The 17,963-nt window shown below is 66.1% G+C and carries 14 protein-coding genes; 11 read left to right on the top strand and 3 right to left on the bottom strand.

What is annotated here, in order from left to right; genetic code table 11:
• Positions 1-68 precede the first annotated feature (68 nt).
• Positions 69-1,634, bottom strand: a complete 1,566-nt coding sequence (locus ACIQF4_RS13485) for a glycoside hydrolase family 32 protein (protein WP_400516993.1) — start codon at positions 1,632-1,634, stop codon at positions 69-71.
• 330 nt (positions 1,635-1,964) lie between these two features.
• Between ACIQF4_RS13485 and ACIQF4_RS13480 the strand changes: the two genes are divergently transcribed.
• The 5 genes from ACIQF4_RS13480 (at position 1,965) to ACIQF4_RS13460 (ending at position 7,750) form a co-directional block, all read left to right on the top strand.
• A complete protein-coding gene (locus tag ACIQF4_RS13480; protein ID WP_400517029.1) occupies positions 1,965-3,350 on the top strand; it encodes a family 43 glycosylhydrolase in 1,386 nt (461 codons plus the stop codon).
• A 43-nt stretch (positions 3,351-3,393) separates the two neighbouring features.
• Positions 3,394-4,728, top strand: coding sequence for an ABC transporter substrate-binding protein (locus tag ACIQF4_RS13475; protein WP_400516995.1), 1,335 nt, complete (start codon positions 3,394-3,396; stop codon positions 4,726-4,728).
• 111 nt (positions 4,729-4,839) lie between these two features.
• A complete protein-coding gene (locus tag ACIQF4_RS13470; RefSeq protein WP_400517030.1) occupies positions 4,840-5,721 on the top strand; it encodes a carbohydrate ABC transporter permease in 882 nt (293 codons plus the stop codon).
• Entirely contained in the window at positions 5,718-6,623 is a 906-nt protein-coding gene (locus ACIQF4_RS13465) for a carbohydrate ABC transporter permease (RefSeq protein ID WP_400516996.1), read from the top strand. The genes ACIQF4_RS13470 and ACIQF4_RS13465 overlap by 4 nt, the downstream gene beginning before the upstream one ends.
• Before the next feature lie 38 nt (positions 6,624-6,661).
• On the top strand, positions 6,662-7,750 hold the full coding sequence (locus ACIQF4_RS13460; RefSeq protein ID WP_400516997.1) for a LacI family DNA-binding transcriptional regulator: 1,089 nt from the start codon (positions 6,662-6,664) through the stop codon (positions 7,748-7,750).
• A gap of 27 nt (positions 7,751-7,777) precedes the next feature.
• Here ACIQF4_RS13460 and ACIQF4_RS13455 read toward each other — a convergent pair whose 3' ends face one another.
• Positions 7,778-8,983 (bottom strand): MFS transporter, encoded by a 1,206-nt coding sequence (locus tag ACIQF4_RS13455; protein ID WP_400516998.1) that lies wholly within the window; start codon positions 8,981-8,983, stop codon positions 7,778-7,780.
• 141 nt (positions 8,984-9,124) lie between these two features.
• Positions 9,125-9,796 (bottom strand): GntR family transcriptional regulator, encoded by a 672-nt coding sequence (locus tag ACIQF4_RS13450; RefSeq protein WP_350001455.1) that lies wholly within the window; start codon positions 9,794-9,796, stop codon positions 9,125-9,127.
• A 169-nt stretch (positions 9,797-9,965) separates the two neighbouring features.
• On the opposite strand from ACIQF4_RS13450, the gene glyA reads away from it, so the two are divergent.
• From glyA to ACIQF4_RS13420, 6 genes are read left to right on the top strand one after another with little or no spacing between them, the layout of a single operon-like run.
• Positions 9,966-11,324 (top strand): serine hydroxymethyltransferase, encoded by a 1,359-nt coding sequence (gene glyA / locus ACIQF4_RS13445; RefSeq protein ID WP_400516999.1) that lies wholly within the window; start codon positions 9,966-9,968, stop codon positions 11,322-11,324.
• A complete protein-coding gene (locus ACIQF4_RS13440; RefSeq protein ID WP_231457663.1) occupies positions 11,321-12,541 on the top strand; it encodes a sarcosine oxidase subunit beta family protein in 1,221 nt (406 codons plus the stop codon). The genes glyA and ACIQF4_RS13440 overlap by 4 nt, the downstream gene beginning before the upstream one ends.
• 37 nt (positions 12,542-12,578) lie before the next feature.
• Entirely contained in the window at positions 12,579-13,016 is a 438-nt protein-coding gene (locus ACIQF4_RS13435) for a sarcosine oxidase subunit delta (RefSeq protein ID WP_400517000.1), read from the top strand.
• Complete coding sequence (locus ACIQF4_RS13430) at positions 13,013-15,958, top strand: sarcosine oxidase subunit alpha family protein (protein WP_400517001.1); 2,946 nt, start codon at positions 13,013-13,015, stop codon at positions 15,956-15,958. Before ACIQF4_RS13435 ends, ACIQF4_RS13430 begins: the two co-directional genes overlap by 4 nt.
• A complete protein-coding gene (locus ACIQF4_RS13425; protein ID WP_400517002.1) occupies positions 15,951-16,589 on the top strand; it encodes a sarcosine oxidase subunit gamma in 639 nt (212 codons plus the stop codon). The genes ACIQF4_RS13430 and ACIQF4_RS13425 overlap by 8 nt, the downstream gene beginning before the upstream one ends.
• The gene (locus tag ACIQF4_RS13420; protein WP_400517003.1) at positions 16,590-17,963 is read left to right on the top strand and encodes an L-serine ammonia-lyase; all 1,374 of its coding nucleotides are present in this window, start codon (positions 16,590-16,592) and stop codon (positions 17,961-17,963) included. It abuts the gene before it with no gap.

Below are 17,963 nucleotides of genomic sequence, written 5' to 3'. Positions count from 1 at the left end.
CTTTTGCTGTCGGCAAGAACGACGGCGGCCCCCACCTTCGCGGGGTCGCCGCCGTTCTCCGTGGCAGGCTACTGGAACGAGCGGATGGTGATGCCGGAGAAGGTTGCAGGCCCGCCGTCCGCGTAGAAGGAGATCCCGGCGTCTCCGTCCGCAAAGTGCACCTGCTGCGAGATCACCGTGTGGCCTGCGTTGACGAAGACTTCCACGCTCTGGGTGTCCACAAGGATGCGCAGGTGCACTGACCGTGCTCCGGCGTCGACGGGCGCCGCGGCCCGGGTATATGGGACCAGCGAGTAGCCGGCAAGGTCCGAGGGCGCACGGTCCACGTACAGCTCGCTGCCGTACTTGCCGATGTTCGTGTGGCGGACACCGTCAGTTGAGCGGCCCACAGAGACCCCGATGTTCGTGGCGGTGTCCCAGGTGATGTCGAGTGCCAGCTCGTAGGCCCGGCCGCTCCACGGCAGGACGTAGCTGCCGTTCACGGCCCGGTCCGGGAGTGCGGTGGTTGAGCTGGCGTGGTTCGAGAGCGCTGGAACCGGGCTACTGAGCAGGCTGTACCAACCGCCTCCCTGGCGTTCCAGGCGCAGCTCCCGCACGATCGAGTTCTGTCCGTTGTACCCGTCGGAGGCGTCGGTGGGAACGTCGCGGGCGGCGTACTTCCAGTTGTTCATCCAGCCGATCGCGTACCGCCGTGTCGCGGGAGCTTCTGCAGCCGGCCACGTCACCGCGCCGTACCAGTCCCAGCCCCAGTCCAGCCATTGCGGATTGGTGACGTCGTCGGCCAGGAACTGCTCCCCGTCCCACGTGCCTGTCCAGTAGGCGTAGGTCATGGGCAGCCCGATGCTGTAGGCGTCCATGCTGGCGCCGAGCACCCAATGGCTGGTGCCGTCGTCGGCCGTCATCTCGAACAGGTCTGGGCACTCGATTCCGCCCAGCGCGGGGTTGGGGTAATCGAAGTTGCGCTTCAGCTGCCAGTCCAGAAGGTTCGGGGACGTATAGAAGGCCGCATACCGTGCCCGGCCGATCACGCAGACCCACTCACTGCGCGCCGCGTCCCAGTGGACCTTGGGGTCCCGGAACCATTCGGCGTTGTCGATTTCCGCCTGCGTGACCGCGGCCCTGCCGTCCGTGTTCACGATGACCGGGTCAGGCAGCGCAGTGAACGTGTAGCCGCCGTCTGTTGACCAGTACAGGTACTGCTCCTGGTACTTGCGGATGCCGCCGGTGGGCTGGGTGGCAAGGACCACGACGGCCCCCGCGCCGAAGCCCGCCGTGTTGGCCGTGTCCACCACTGCGGATCCGGACCACACGGGGAAGTCTGGTTGCAGCGGCAGCGCATCTCCGTGGTGGGTGAATGCGACGCCATCTGGTGTGGTGGCATGGTCCCAGCCGCCCTGGCCGTTGTTCTGCGTGGAGTGCAGGTAATAGAGGTGGTACTTGCCGTCAAGGAATACCGGGCGTTGCGGGTCGCACAGCCAGCCGGACGGCGGCGTCATGTGGTAAACGGCCCGCTGCGAGCCCTGCGCCGCCCGGGCCGGTGAGGCCAATGCGGCGCCGACACCGGATGCGAACAGGGCGAGTGCTCCTGCGCCGGTACCTTGCAGGACGTGGCGGCGGGAAAAGGCATGTGTCATCGTTGACTTCCTCTCAGGGGCGGCTGCTCCGCCGGGCGCTCGGGGTGACGGAACCGTCGCTGGTTCGCTGATGGGATCACCGGGATGCTTAAGCGCTTTAGCAGAAGAACATACCCAGCAGCAACCGCACGGTCAAGCGTTTCAGCAAAAGCGGTCCCCGCCACAGAACGTCGCAAAACAGGCTTCGGAAATAATTTTGCTAAAACGCTTGATCGGCCTCGCTTTTCGCGCTAGCTTCAGGGTGATCAAACGCTTTAGCAGAAATGGACATCAACGCCGATGAGCTACCCAGTCTTCTTTCAGCCCGCCGATGCATGAGTTGGCGACCTCATCCCCTTCCAAAAGGACGGGGAGTTTTGGCTCTTCTACCTTCATGAGGTCCGCACCGACCCGAAGCCCGGCACGGCCTGGAACCTGGTAACCACCAAGGACCTCACCCAGTTCCAGGACCATGGCGTTGCCCTCCCCCACGGAACCATGGAGGACTTGGACTTCAACTGCTACACCGGAAGCATCGTTGCTGACGAGTCAGGCATCCATCACCTGTTCTATACGGGGCAGAATCCAGGCAATCTCGGTACGGACGGACTGCCGCTGCAGCTGGTCATGCACGCCACCAGCACGGATGGCATGGGCACCTGGGTCAAGCACCCCGAGCTTACGTTCGGCGCGCCGGACGGGCTCGAATCCGGGGACTGGCGGGATCCGTTCGTCTTCCGTGACGAGGCAGCCGGCCTGTGGCGGATGCTCCTGGCGGCCCGGCACTCCAGCGGCCCCGAACGCCGCCGCGGCGTCATCGCCCAGTGCGTCTCCACTGACCTGATGACCTGGGAGCACACAGAGCCGTTCTGGGATCCCCGCAGGTACATCACCCATGAATGCCCTGACGTGTTCGAGTGGGGCGGCTGGTGGTACATGGTCTACTCCGAGTTTTCCGAAACCTTCACCACCCGGTACCGGATGGCCAAGGGGCCCACGGGACCGTGGACCGTCCCGGACCTGGACAGCATCGACGGGCGTGCGTTCTACGCTTCCAAGACGGCGGAGCGGGACGGCCGTCGGTTCTTCTTCGGCTGGATTGCCAGCAAGGAAGGCAATTGCGACGACGGCGCCTGGCAGTGGGCGGGCACCATGTCCGTGCTGGAGGCACGGCAGAACTCCGACGGAACCCTGGCGTTCGGCCTCGCGGACGAGCTGGTGGACAGCTTCTGGGACGGGGTCCCGCTTGAGCTGGAGCGCCCGCTGCCCATCCGGCTGGACGTACCGGACTCCTACAGCGCCGCCCTCGCAGCGAACGATCTGCCCACGCAGTTCTATGCCAAAGCGGTGCTGGACATCCAGCCGGGCACCACGGAATGCGGGATCCTGCTGCGCGCCAGCCCGGACGGTGACCACTCCTACATCCTCCGCCTCGAGCCGAAGCGTGGACGCCTGGTGTTTGACCGGTGGCCCAGGGCCATCACCGGGGAGGCCCAATGGCATGTCTCCGGCGACGTTCCCTACGCCATCGAGCTGGAACGTCCCTGCGACCTTTCGCCCGGCAGCCACACGCTGGAAGTGGTGGTGGACGGCGACCTGTGCGTCGCCGTCGTGGACCGCCAGGTTGCCCTCAGCACCCGCATCTACGACCTCCCCGCCGGCGGAATAGGCGTGTTCGCCGGCGAGGGCACCGTAACCGTCACAGAGTTCGAAGTACGCAAGCGCACCGACAACTGAACAACACCCAAACCATCCGTTCCAATCAAGGGAGATTGACCCAATGAAGAAAATGCTCCGCGCTGCCGCCGCCGCAGCCGTCACCGCCCTGGCACTCACCGCCTGTGGCGGCGCAAGCTCCACCGACCCCTCCAACGTCAGCCCCACCGGCGAGATCAAGGCCCGCGAGATCTCGTGGCTGCTCTCCCGCCCTGCCGACGGCGCAGTCATCAACATCATGAAGAAGCTCGCCGAGGACTATGCCAAGGACCACCCGGGCTTTGAACTCAACCTGATCACCACCCCAGACCGGCCCTCCTACATCCAGAAGCTCGAGACGCTGGCGGCAGCCAACAAGCTGCCCGAACTGTTCGACACGGACGCAACGCCCTTCGCCCAGCAGCTGGCCAAGCAGGGCAAGATGATGGACGCCGAGCAGCTTCTGAAGTCGCTGGACATCTACGACAACTACCGTCCGGGCGCCCTGGACTACCAGCGCTTCGACGACGGGTCCCTGTTCATGATCCCCTTCCAGTTCGAGCTGGAATTCATCTGGTACAACAAGGCACTGCTGGAAAAGGCCGGAGTGGCGGTACCAACATCGCTCGATGACATTCCGGCCATGTGCACCGCCCTGCGCAGCGCAGGCATCACCCCCATTGCCATCGACGGCCAGGACCAGTGGCCGCTGGAGCGCTACATCGCCTACCAGCCGTTCCGCGAAGCAGGCCCCGAGTTCGTCCAGAAACTGAAGAAGGGCGAAGCGAAGTTCAGCGATCCCGCCGGGCAGAAGACCGTGAACTGGATGGCGGAACTGGGCAAGGCCAAGTGCTTCCAGGACGGCTTCTCCGCCCAGGGCTACTCGGACGCGCAAAACCAGTTCACCTCCGGACAGGCCGCCATGTACAACATCGGCACATGGGAACTGCCCAGCCTGGCCACGGACAAGCTGGACCCGGCCGTCCGCAACGACATCGACTTCTTTACGCTCCCCACCACCGCAGGGTCCGTGACGGGAGCCAACGAGTTCGTGTCCCCGTCCGGCATCGGCATGGCAGTGAACGCCAAGACCTACGATCCCCTGGTGAGCGACTTCCTCAAGTTCGCCCTGGAAAAGTACCCAGCTGAATATGCCGCCACCGGGGCACTCTCCCCCACCACCGACGTCGAAACCGTTGTTCCGGCCAACGCCACGCCGCTGTACCAGAAGGCCCTGGACCAGGCCAACAGCCTGGGCGAAAAGCAGGCCATGCCCTGGGACACCCAGCTGGATCCGACCACCAACGGCCGGCTCCAGCAGGAGCTGGTGCTGCTGGTGCAGGGCAATGTCACCCCTGAGCAGTTCACCGAAACCATGGACAAGACCATCGCGCAGAACGCCCCGAAGTTCTTCAAGTAAGCGCTGTTTCTTCACCCAGGCACTGCTTCTTCACGTAACCATCGCGGCGGGGGATCCCAGCGCTCCCCCGCCCGCAAGGCCCCGAAAGGCCCCGCCATGCAACCCAACAGGATGCTGCCCAACAGGTCACGGACCTCGGTCCTGGTCTTCCTGCTTCCGCCGCTGCTCCCCTACGGCGCAGCAGTCCTCTTTCCCATCCTCCAGTCCCTGTTCCTGAGCTTCTTTTCCTGGAACGGCATCAGCGACATGGAGTTCGTGGGCCTGGACAACTACGTCCGGATGTTCGTTGCCGACGATATCTTCTGGCGGGCGTTCCTGAACGCCCTCATCTACCTGGCCATCTGCCTGGTCCTGCAGCTCGGCGGCGCCCTGGTGGTGGCCAGCCTCCTGACCTCGCTCCGCCGCGGACGGGAGCTGATCAAGACCCTCTACCTGCTGCCGGCCGTCATCTCCACCGTAGCCATCGCCTTCCTCTTCGTGCGGATCTACTCCCTGGAGCCCGTGGGCCTGCTCAACCAGCTGTTCCACTGGGTTGGCCTCGGCAGCCTGGAACGGCCCTGGCTCTCGGACGTCCACACGGTCCTGGCAGCAGTGTCCGCACCGGAGGGCTGGCGTTTCACCGGCCTGTACATGCTCATCATCTACGCGGCCCTGCTCGCGGTGCCCAAGGAGCTTGAGGAAGCCGCCGTCCTGGATGGCGCTTCGCGGTGGACGCTGTTCACCAAGATCCGCTTTCCGTACATCCGTCCGGTATGGATCACCACCACCATCATGGCCACCACCTACGGGCTGCGCGGCTTCGACATCCCCTACCTGATGACCAACGGCGGTCCGGGGCAGTCCTCGGAACTGCTCACCACCTATATGTACAAGACGGCGTTCACCAGCACGGACTTCGGCTACGCCAGCACTATCTCCGTGTTCATCGTGGTTGAGTGCCTCGTCGCCGTCGGCCTCATCCTGTTCCTGCTGAAGCGGAAGGCAGACTCATGATCACCCAGGCAGCCCCACCCACCCCGCCCGCCGCCGTCGTACGTCCACGGACGCCCGGAAAGCGCCGCCGGCGCAGGCCGGACCTGTTCCGGACGCTGTCCCGCGTGCTGATCATGCTCATCGTGATCGTGCAGGTGTACCCGCTGGCGTGGCTGTTCCTGACCAGCCTCCGCACCGAACAGGACTTCGCCACCGGCGATCCCTTCGCCCTGCCCAGCTCCCTGACATGGGAGAACTATGCACGGGCCTTTGAAACGGGGGAATTGGGACGGAACATCCTCAACAGCTTCATCGTCACCATGGGGGCGAACATCCTGATCGTCCTGCTGGGCATGATGGCCGCCTACGCCATCCAGGTGCTGGGGTTCCGGCTCAGCAAGCTGGTCCGCGGGCTGTTCCTGATCGGCATCATCGTCCCGGTGCAAATCGCCCTGGTCCCGCTGTTCATTGACTATTCGGCAGTGAACCTGCTGGACACGTACCTGTCCATGATCATCCCGCTGGCCGGGTTCTCGCTGCCCATGGCCATCTACCTGTTTTGCTCGTTCTACGAGTACATCCCCAAGGAAACGTACGAGGCAGCGTCCCTGGACGGCGCCGGCCCGTACCGGATCTTCGGGCTGATCACCATGCCGCTGTCCCTGAACACCGTGGTGACCGTGGTCCTGGTCAACAGCATCTTCATCTGGAACGACTTCATCTTCGCCAACACGTTCGTCCTGTCCGAGGACCTGAAGACCATTCCGCTGGGCCTGCAGAACTACATCGGCGCCATGGGCAAGGTGGACTGGACGGCAACGTTCGCCGCCGTATGCGTGACCATCACCCCGCTGCTGCTGGTGTTCCTGGTGCTCAACAAGGCCATGATCCAGGGACTCGAAAGCGGGGCGACCAAGGGATGACGGCAACGGCTGGTGGATATACTCCTCAAGGAGGGCAGATGAGTTCAATGGAGAATGGTGCGGAGGCGCCGGTCACTGGCGCCCGGGCGCCGAAAACCCCGGAGCGCGTGCACCCAGTTACCCTCCGCGACGTGGCAGAAGCGGCCGGTGTTTCCACGGCAACAGTGTCCTTGGTGGTCAACAAGAAAAAGGCCGCCCGGATCGCCGAGGAAACCCGCCGGCGGGTGCAGGACGCCATCCGGACCCTGGGTTATCGGCCCAACGCGATGGCCAAGACCCTGGTCAGCGGCACGTCCCGGTTCATCGGCCTGGTGGCGGACGGCGTTGCCACCACGCCCTTCGCTGGCCAGATCATCCACGGCGCGCAGGACGAGGCGTGGAAGCACGGGTACGCCCTCCTCATCGCCAACACGGAGGGCAACAGCGAGCTCGAGCAGGACGCCATCCAGATGATGCTCGAATACAAAGTCCGCGGCATCCTCTACTCCACGTGGTTCCACCGCCAGACGGACATTCCAACCCCGCTCCGCGAAGCCGACTTCGTCCTGGTCAACTGCTTTTCCAACGAGCCCGGAACCCGGGCCGTGGTGCCCGACGAGGTCCAGGGCGGCCGTTCAGCCACGGACATCCTGTTGGGGCACGGGCACCGGAAGATCGCCTTCATCAACGCCACCATTCCGGCGCCGGCCAAGGACGGGCGGCTCCAGGGGTACCGTGACGCACTCGAGAAGGCGGGGATTCCATTCGACCCGGCCCTGGTTTTGGAGGCCTATCCGGACCAGGAAGGCGGCTACCGGGCTACGGGGGAACTCCTCAAACGAGGCGTGACGGCCGTCTACTGCTACAACGACCGGATGGCCATGGGCCTCTACGACGGCCTGCGCGAGCAAGGCCTGTCCATCCCCGACGACATGGCCGTGGTGGGGTTCGACAACCAGGAAGTCATCGCCGCCCACCTGCGGCCCCCGCTGTCCACGGTGTCCCTCCCCCACTATGAGCTGGGCGCCGCGGGTGTGCGGATGCTGCTCGGGCTTGACGGGGCGCCCGGAACCGGCACGGGCGGGGTTGCGAAAATCCACTGCCCCGCGGTGGAACGGACCTCGGTGAAGGCCCAGGCGCGGGCCTGACCTGGATAGAAGTACGACGGCGGGTGGTCATGCCGGTGCGCTGATCAGCCGGTCCCGCCCCGCGAGCACACCCGTCACGGCAAGGACCGCCATGATGCCCGCGGTCACCAGGAGCGGAAGCGTCCAGTCTCCGCTCAGATCGCGAAGGGCACCGAACATCACCGGCCCCGCAGCAGCCAGGCCGTAGCCCACCGACTGCGCCATGCCGGACAGCGACGCCGCCTGCGGATAGTTCACCGTCCGGAGGCTGAACAGCGAGAGGGCAATGACAATGAGGCTTCCGCACCCGATTGCCCCCAGGAGGACCCACAGCAGGATGAGGTCCGGCGCGAGCGCCAGGCCGAGGAACGTCACAACCATCACCGCGCCGCTGGTGAAGGAAACAAGCCGCTGGTCCGAGCCGCGGTGAAGGATGCCCCCTGCTATGAGGCTGGCGAAAACACTGACCAGCAGGAAAACGGACAGGTGGATGCCGGCGGTAGTCGCCGGGACCCCGCGGCTTTGTTCGATGGTAGGCAGCCACGCCATCAGGACGTAGAAGGCGATCGACTGCAGCCCCATGAAAATCGTCACCTGCCAGCCCAAAGCCGAGGTCCAAGGCGATTGGTGGGACACCTCCGGCGCGGCGGCATTCATGGTGCCGGAGCTGTGCCGGCGCAGCCAGGGCAGGAGCACCGCCATAGCGATGAGGGCAAGTCCCACCCAGATACCGAGGGCAAGCCGCCATCCAGCAGGGGAAGTCTGGGCAACGGGCACGACGACGGCGGCCCCCACGGCGGCGAAGGCGGCCTGGGTGGCGGTGTAGCTTCCGGTGAGCTGGCTGACCCTTCTGGGAAAGTCCCGCTTCACCAGCGAAGGGACCAGGACATTGAGGAACGCGATCGCGAGGCCTATGAGTGCTGTGCCCACCCAGATGAAGCCGGGAACAGGCAGGGAGCGGAGCACGATGCCCGAGGCCAGGAACAGCAGCGACATCCACAGCGCACGGTCGAGGCCCAGGCGGGTGGCGAAGCCGGGTGCCAGGGGTGAAAAGACGGCGAAAGCAATGAGCGGAAGGCCCGTCAGGAACCCCGCTGCAGCGCTGGACAGGCCAAGGTCGGAGCTGATGTTCGCGAGGACCGGCCCCACGCTGACAAAGGACACCCGAAGGTTGACTGCAATGAGCAGGACACCGATGAAGGCGAAGCCGAACCTGACCGTTCGGTCCTGTGCGTTCCGGGTGGCGGAGGGCATCGTTGCGTTCTTCCATCCTTTTCAGTGCGAGAGGGTCGCGGTAATACCGACAGTATGTGCGAGAGGGTCGCGGTAAAACCGCCAGTAAGTGCGAGAGGGTCCCGGTAAAACCGACAGTAAGTGAGAGAGCGTCGCGGGGGGCTACAGCACCTTGCGGATGGTTTCCTCGAAGCTGGTGACGTGGTGCAGGGCCAGTTCGGCTGCCTTGTCGGCGTCACCGTCGGCCACTGCTTTAAGCAGGTCCACATGCTCGGTGATGTGGCCGCTGACTGACGGCACCTTGTCCAGCACCACGCACCAGATGCGGGTGGCCAGGTTGTCGTAACGGATCAGGGTGCTTTCCAGGTGCGGGTTGGCAGCCGCCTTATAGATCAGCCGGTGCACCATGAGGTCGTAACGCATGAGTTCGCGCGATTCGGCCTGGCCCGGCCCCAGTTCCGCGATGGCCTCCGCCACCCGCAGGAGTTCGCGGCGCATGCTCTCACTGGCCCGCTTGGCTGCCCGGCGTGCGGCCAGCGGCTCCAGCAGTTCGCGGATCTCCGAAACATCCGCCAGTTCGGTGAAGTCCACGTTCGTGGCGAAGGTCCCGCGGCGCGGATAGGAAACGGCGAGGTGGTCCACTTCCAGGCGTTTGATGGCCTCGCGCACCGGAGTGCGCCCGAAGCCCAGCTCGGCCGCGAGCTGGCCCTCATTGATGGGCTCACCCGGACGGATCTCCAGCATGATCAGCTTGTCCCGCAGCTGCCGGTAGGCGGCCTCCGCCTGGGATGGCGCCTCGTCCTCAGTCTGAGGCAGGGCAAGAAGTGCATTCACAGTGCCGCTCCGTTCTCCGTGCTGACTCTTGCATGCAGTGACCACGCCTCCAACCGGAAGTCCTGTGCCACTTTCATGCAGCTATTGACTCTGCTGTGATCCCAATCATACCATTGAGCACACACTGATATATCAGTTAGACAGCAAGTGGTATTTCAAAGGAGCACCCGTGGTTGAGCAGTTGAACGAGCGACTCTCGGTAGTCGATCCCGAGGTCCAGCAGGCCATCAACAGTGAGCTGGGCCGCCAGCAGTCAACGCTGGAAATGATCGCTTCGGAGAACTTCGCCCCGTCCGCCGTCATGGAGGCGCAGGGCTCTGTCCTCACCAACAAGTACGCCGAGGGCTACCCGGGCAAGCGCTACTACGGCGGCTGCGAGCACGTGGACGTTGTGGAGCAGCTGGCCATCGACCGGGTCAAGGCCCTGTTCGGCGCAGAATTCGCCAACGTCCAGCCGCACTCCGGCGCCCAGGCCAACGCTGCCGCCATGTTCGCCCTGCTGAATCCGGGCGACACCATCATGGGCCTGAGCCTGGCCCACGGCGGCCACCTGACCCACGGCATGAAGATCAACTTCTCCGGGAAGCTCTACAACGTGGTCCCGTACCACGTGAGCGAATCCGACCTCCGCATCGATATGGCCGAAGTGGAAGCGCTGGCCCTGGAGCACCGGCCCAGGCTGATCGTTGCCGGCTGGTCCGCCTACTCCCGCCAGCTGGACTTCGCCGAGTTCCGCCGCATCGCCGACCTCGTTGGCGCCTACCTGATGGTGGACATGGCCCACTTCGCCGGACTGGTTGCCGCCGGCCTGCACCCGAACCCGGTGCCGTACGCCGACGTCGTCACCACCACCACCCATAAGACCCTCGGCGGCCCCCGCGGCGGCGTCATCCTGGCCAAGGAGCAGTACGGCAAGAAGATCAACAGCGCCGTGTTCCCCGGCCAGCAGGGCGGCCCGCTGGAGCACGTGATCGCTGCAAAGGCCGTGGCCTTCAAGCTCGCCGCCTCCCCCGAATTCAAGGAACGCCAGGAACGCGTCCTCCAGGGTTCCAAGCTCCTCGCCGAACGGCTCCTCCGCGACGACGTTGCCGCGGCCGGAATCTCCGTGGTCAACGGCGGCACCGACGTCCACCTGGTCCTGGTTGACCTCCGTAATTCCGAGCTGGACGGACAGCAGGCCGAAGACGCCCTGCACCGCATCGGCATCACCGTGAACCGCAACGCGGTCCCCTTCGACCCCCGCCCGCCGATGGTGTCCTCCGGCCTCCGGATCGGCACCCCGGCCCTCGCCACCCGCGGCTTTGGCGCCGAGGAATTCACAGAGGTCGCGGACATTATCGCGACGGCGTTGATCGCCTCGGCGGGCAGCGTCGCCTCCGGGAGCACGTCCCTGGGCGACAGCACCGCCGTCGAACTCCGTGCCCGTGTCACCGCCCTGGCGGAAAAGTTCCCCCTTTACCCCCACCTCAGCAACGACGCCGAGGACATTACCGAATTCGAAGCAGACCTGATTGGAGCGGCCCAGTGAGCGCAGACCTCCTCCCCGAGCACCCCGACTTCCTCTGGCGCAACCCGGAGCCCAAGTCCTCCTACGACGCTGTGATTGTGGGCGGCGGCGGGCACGGCCTGGCCACCGCCTACTTCCTGGCCAAGAACCACGGTATGACCAACATCGCCGTCCTGGAAAAGGGCTGGCTGGCCGGCGGCAACATGGCCCGTAACACCACCATCATCCGCTCCAACTACCTCTGGGACGAGAGCGCGGCCATCTACGAGCACGCCCTCAAGCTGTGGGAAATCCTGCCCGAAGAGCTCGAATACGACTTCCTGTTCAGCCAGCGCGGCGTCATGAACCTCGCCCACACCTTGGGTGACGTCCGTGAAAGCATGCGGCGCGTGGGGGCCAACAAGCTCAACGGCGTGGACGCTGAGTGGCTGGACCCCAAGCAGGTCAAGGAACTCTGCCCCATCCTGAACATCAGCGACAACATCCGCTACCCCGTCATGGGCGCCACCTACCAGCCCCGTGCAGGCATCGCCAAGCACGACCACGTTGCCTGGGCCTTCGCCCGCAAGTGCGACGAAATGGGCGTGGACATCATCCAGAACTGCGAAGTCACCGGCTTCGTCAAGGACGGCAACCGCGTGGTGGGCGTCAAGACCAACCGCGGCACCATCAACACCGAAAAGGTTGGCCTGGCCGCCGCCGGGCACAGCTCGGTGCTGGCCGAGATGGCCGGGTTCCGGCTCCCCATCCAGTCCCACCCGCTGCAGGCCCTGGTCTCCGAACTCCACGAGCCGGTCCACCCCACGGTGGTCATGTCCAACCACGTGCACGTCTACGTTTCCCAGGCGCACAAGGGGGAACTGGTCATGGGCGCCGGCGTGGACTCCTACAACGGCTACGGCCAGCGCGGCTCCTTCCACGTGATCGAGCACCAGATGGCCGCCGCCGTCGAACTCTTCCCCATCTTCGCCCGGGCGCACGTGCTCCGGACCTGGGGAGGCATCGTGGACACCACGCTGGACGCCTCACCGATCGTGGGCAACACCCCCGTGGAGAACATGTTCGTGAACTGCGGCTGGGGCACCGGCGGCTTCAAGGCCACCCCCGCAGCCGGCATGACCTTCGCGCACAACATCGCCACCGGCACCCCGCACAGGCTGAACAAGCCGTTCGCCCTGGAACGCTTCGAGACCGGCGCGCTGATCGACGAACACGGCGCCGCCGCCGTGGCCCACTAGCCGCCAGCGAACACTGCACTTAAGAAAGAAGACGCACATGCTGCTCATCTCCTGCCCCAACTGCGGCTCCCGCGACGAGACCGAGTTCCACTACGGCGGCCAGGCCCACGTCCCCTACCCGGAAAACCCCAACGAGCTGACCGACCGCCAGTGGGCCGAGTACCTGTTCTACCGCGACAACACCAAGGGTGCCTTCGCCGAGCGCTGGCTGCACAGCACCGGCTGCCGCCAGTGGTTCAACATGCTCCGCGACACCGTCACCTACGAGATCCAGGCCATCTACCCGATGGGCACGCCCCGCCCGGACGCCGCCGGCAAGGTGACCGCCGAAACCGGCACCGCCAGCCTCGCCCCGGACAGCACCACCACCGGAACCGCGGCACCGAGCACGTCCGGAACGAGCATTTCGGGAACGAGCCTCCCCGCACCGGATACCAACGCCAGCACCACCGCCCCGGAAGGAGCAACCAAGTGACTTCCCAGAACGCCCGCCTCGCTTCCGGCGGCCGCATCGACCGCACCATCTCCTGGCGTTTCACCGTGGACGGCGAGGAATTCACCGGCCACCCCGGCGATACCCTCGCCTCGGCCCTGATCGCCAACGGCCGCATCAACGCCGGCAACTCGCTCTACGAGGACCGGCCCCGCGGCATCATGTCAGCCGGCGTGGAGGAATCCAACGCGATGGTGAAGATCGCGGCGCGCTTCCCCGGCGACGTCGCCGAGTCCATGCTCCCCGCCACCACCGTCACCCTGGTGGACGGCCTGAAGGCGGAACTGCTCAGCGGCCTGGGCAAGCTTGACCCGGAGGAGGACCGCGCCGAGTACGACAAGAAGTACGTCCACACCGACGTCCTGGTGGTCGGCGGCGGCCCCGCCGGCCTGGCCGCTGCCCGCGAAGCCGTCCGCACCGGAGCCCGCGTGATGCTCCTGGACGACCAGCCCGAACTGGGCGGCTCCCTCCTGTCCGGCTCCACGGCACCCGGACTGGCCGAGACCATCGAAGGCAAGCCCGCCCTCGAATGGGTGGCTGACGTCGAAGCCGAACTCGTCTCCGGCGCCGAATCCACCGTCCTGAACCGCACCACGGCCTTCGGCGCCTACGACGCCAACTACGTGATCGCCGTCCAGAACCGCACGGACCACCTGTCCTCCCCCGCCGCCTCCGGAGTCTCCCGGCAGCGGATTTGGCACATCCGTGCCAACCAGGTGGTCCTGGCACCGGGCGCCCACGAGCGTCCCCTGGTGTTCGAAAACAACGACCGCCCCGGCATCATGCTCGCCTCCGCCGTCCGCAGCTACCTGAACCGCTACGGAGTGGCCGCCGGGCAGCGCGTGGTCATCAGCACCACCAATGACAGCGCCTACGCCGTGGCCGCTGACCTGCGCGCCGCCGGCGTCAAGGTCGCCGCCGTGGTGGACGCCCGTCCGCAGCTCACCGCCGTGGCTGCTGCCGCCGTCGAGGCCGGCACCCGGGTGCTGATCGGCAGCGCCGTGGCCAACACGTCCGCCGCCGGAACCAATGGCCGCCTGGACGGCGTCACGGTCCGCAGCATTAACGACGACGGCGAGCTCACCTCCGGCATCGAGCAGATCGCCTGCGACCTGCTGGCTGTGTCCGGCGGCTGGAGCCCGCTGGTGCACCTGCACTCGCAGCGCCAGGGCAAGCTGCGCTGGGACGACGAGCTGGCCGCTTTTGTGCCGAGCACCGTGGTTCCCAACCAGCAGACCATCGGCTCCGGCCGCGGCAGCTTCGAGCTGGCCGACTGCCTGGCCGAGGGCATCTCCGCCGGAGCTTCTGCCGCGATCGCGGCCGGTTTCGCATCCGCCGTCGAACCTTCACCGCTCGCCCAGCCGAAGGCCTCCGCCCCCACCCGCCAGCTGTGGCTGGTCCCCGGCGAGCAGGGCACCCCGGACGACTGGCACCATCACTACGTGGACTTCCAGCGCGACCAGTCCGTCGCTGACGTGCTGCGCTCCACCGGAGCCGGCATGCGCTCGGTGGAACACATCAAGCGCTACACCTCCATCAGCACCGCCAATGACCAGGGCAAGACCTCCGGCGTCAACGCGATCGGCGTCATCGCCGCAGCGCTCCGCACCGCCGGCGAGGCCTCCCGCGGCATCGGCGACATCGGCACCACCACCTACCGCGCACCGTTCACCCCTGTGGCCTTCGCGGCACTGGCCGGACGCCAGCGCGGGGAGCTGTTCGATCCCGCCCGCAAGACGTCCATCCACCCGTGGCACGTTGAGAAGGGCGCGCTGTTCGAGGACGTCGGGCAGTGGAAGCGGCCCTGGTACTACCCGCAGGCCGGGGAGGACATGGACGCTGCCGTGCTGCGCGAGTGCGCCGCAGTCCGCGAGTCCGTGGGCTTCATGGACGCCACCACCCTGGGCAAGATCGAAATCCGCGGCAAGGACGCCGGTGAGTTCCTCAACCGGATCTACACCAACGCGTTCAAGAAGCTCGCCCCGGGTTCCGCCCGCTACGGCGTGATGTGCATGGCGGACGGCATGATCTTCGACGACGGCGTGACCCTGCGCCTGGACGACGACACCTACTTCATGACCACCACCACCGGCGGCGCCGCGAAGGTGCTGGACTGGCTGGAGGAATGGCTGCAGACCGAATGGCCTGAGCTGGACGTGCACTGCACCTCGGTGACAGAACAGTGGAGCACCATCGCCGTCGTCGGGCCCAAATCCCGCGCGGTCCTGGCGAAGGTGGCACCGGAACTGGCTGCCAACGGCGGGCTGGAAGCCGAAGCCTTCCCGTTCATGACCTTCCGCGAAACCACCCTGGCCTCCGGCGTCCGCGCCCGGATCTGCCGGATCTCGTTCTCCGGTGAACTGGCCTACGAGATCAACGTGCCGGCCTGGTACGGGCTGAACACCTGGGAGGCCGTGGCCGCGGCCGGTGCCGAATTCAACATCACCCCCTACGGCACGGAAACCATGCACGTGCTCCGCGCCGAAAAGGGCTACCCGATCGTCGGCCAGGACACGGACGGCACCGTCACCCCGCAGGATGCCGGCATGGAATGGATCGTCTCGAAGGCCAAGGACTTCATCGGCAAGCGCTCCTACTCACGGGCCGACGGCCAGCGCGAGGACCGCAAGCACCTGGTCAGCGTCCTTCCCGTGGACGGGACGTTGCGACTGCCGGAAGGTACCCAGCTCGTGGAGAAGGGCCGTTCCACCAACCCGGCCTACGGCCCGGTCCCGATGGAAGGCTTCGTCACCTCCAGCTACCACAGCGCGGCGCTCGGCAGGTCCTTTGGCCTGGCCCTGATCAAGAACGGCCGCAACCGCATCGGCGAGACCCTCGTGGCTGCCGCCGGCGACCAGCTGGTGGACGTCGTCGTCGCCGAAACCGTACTTTTTGACCCCGAAGGGACCCGCAAAGATGGCTGAAACAGCAGCACCCGCAACCTCCTACGAGAAGAACCTCTCACTCCGTGTCAGCCCCGCCGCACAGCTCCGCGCAGATTTTGAAACCGGCTCCGTCCGGGGCGTGGTGGAACTGTCCGAAACAGCTTTCCTGACCATGGTGGGCCTCCGGGTCAACCGGGACAGCGACGCCGGACAGCGCATTGCCGCCGTCACCGGCGGACTGCCGGCCGGATGCGGCAGCGTTACCGGCAGCGGGGACGTGTCCGTGCTGTGGCTCGGGCCGGAAGAGTTCCTGGTGGTGGCCCCACGCGAAGCCCACGAGTCCCTGGGCGGCGACCTTCTGCGTGCGCTGCTTGAGGCACTCGGTGACGGCGCAGGCCAGGTGGTGGACCTTTCCGCCAACCGCACCACCTTCGAGCTCACCGGACCGCGTTCCCGGGCCGTCCTGGAAAAGGGCTGCGCCCTGGACCTGCACCCGCGTGTCCTGAAGGCCGGAACGGCACTGTCCACGGAGATCGGCAACATCCCCGTGGTGCTCTGGAAGACCGGCGAGGAGACCTTCCGGCTCTTCCCCCGGGCGTCCTTCGCGGATTTCCTGGGCCGCTGGCTGCTCGACGCGATGCGGGAGTACGCCTCCCCCGAGGTCCCCTAAATGGCGCTCAGCGTCCTGGACCTGTTCTCCGTTGGCATCGGTCCGTCGTCGTCACACACGGTCGGCCCGATGCGGGCAGCAAAGCTGTTCGCCGACGGGCTCAAGGGCGACGGACACCTGAGCTCCACCCGCCGCGTGCAGGCGGAACTGTTCGGTTCGCTGGGCGCCACCGGCCGGGGCCACGGCTCGGACAAGGCCGTGGTCCTGGGCCTCAAGGGGCTGGACCCGGAAACCGTGGACACCTTCACGGCCGATGACCAGGTGGCCGCCGCGGCCCTGGACGCCGAACTGTGGGTCGGCGGGGACCACCGGGTGGACTTCAACTGGGACGAGGACGTTGTGCTGCACCGGCGCAAGGCCCTTCCGGCCCACCCGAACGGCATGACGTTCCGGGCACTGGACCACACCGGGTCCGTCCTGAGCGAACGGAGCTTCTATTCGATTGGGGGCGGCTTCGTTGTTGACGGGGACGCGGACGCCGGCGACAGGGTGGTGGCCGACGCCACCGTCCTCCCCTACCCGTTCAGCACCGCTGACGAACTCCTCGAGATCTGCACGCGGGAAAGCATGTCCATCTCCGACGTCATGCTCGCCAACGAGCTGACCTGGCGGACCGAAGCCGAACTCCGGGAAAAACTGCTCGGGCTCTGGGCTGTCATGCGCGAATGCGTGGACAACGGCTGCGCCGCGGAAGGCATCCTTCCCGGCGGGCTTAACGTCCGCCGCCGCGCGCCGTCGTTGTTCCAAACCCTGACCGCGGACACCGGTGTGACTGATCCGCTCCGGGCGATGGAATGGGTGAACCTGTTCGCGCTGGCCGTGAACGAGGAAAACGCCGCCGGCGGGCGGATCGTCACGGCACCCACCAACGGCGCGGCGGGCATCGTTCCCGCGGTGCTGCACTACTACGTGAAGTTTGTGCCCGGCGCCAACGATGACGGTGTGGTCCGCTTCCTGCTGGCCGCGGCCGCCGTCGGAATCCTGTTCAAGATCAACGCCTCCATCTCCGGGGCCGAGGTGGGCTGCCAGGGTGAAGTGGGTTCCGCCTGCTCCATGGCCGCCGCCGGACTCTGCGAGGTGCTGGGCGGCACCCCGGCGCAGGTGGAAAACGCCGCCGAGGTGGGCATTGAACACAACCTGGGCCTCACGTGCGATCCCGTGGGCGGGCTGGTGCAGATCCCCTGCATCGAGCGCAACGCCATCGCCAGCGTGAAGGCCATCAACGCCGCCCGCCTTGCCCTGCACGGCGACGGCAGCCACAAGGTGTCCCTGGACAAAGCCATCAAGACGATGCGCGAGACGGGTGCCGACATGAAAACCAAGTACAAGGAAACGTCCCGAGGGGGCCTTGCCGTGAATGTGATCGAGTGCTGA

It is taken from the genome of Pseudarthrobacter sp. NPDC092202 (assembly GCF_044755505.1).
GTDB lineage: Bacteria > Actinomycetota > Actinomycetes > Actinomycetales > Micrococcaceae > Arthrobacter.
The sequence above is the reverse complement of the archived record's forward strand: the minus strand, read 5'-3'. Positions and strand labels throughout refer to the sequence as shown.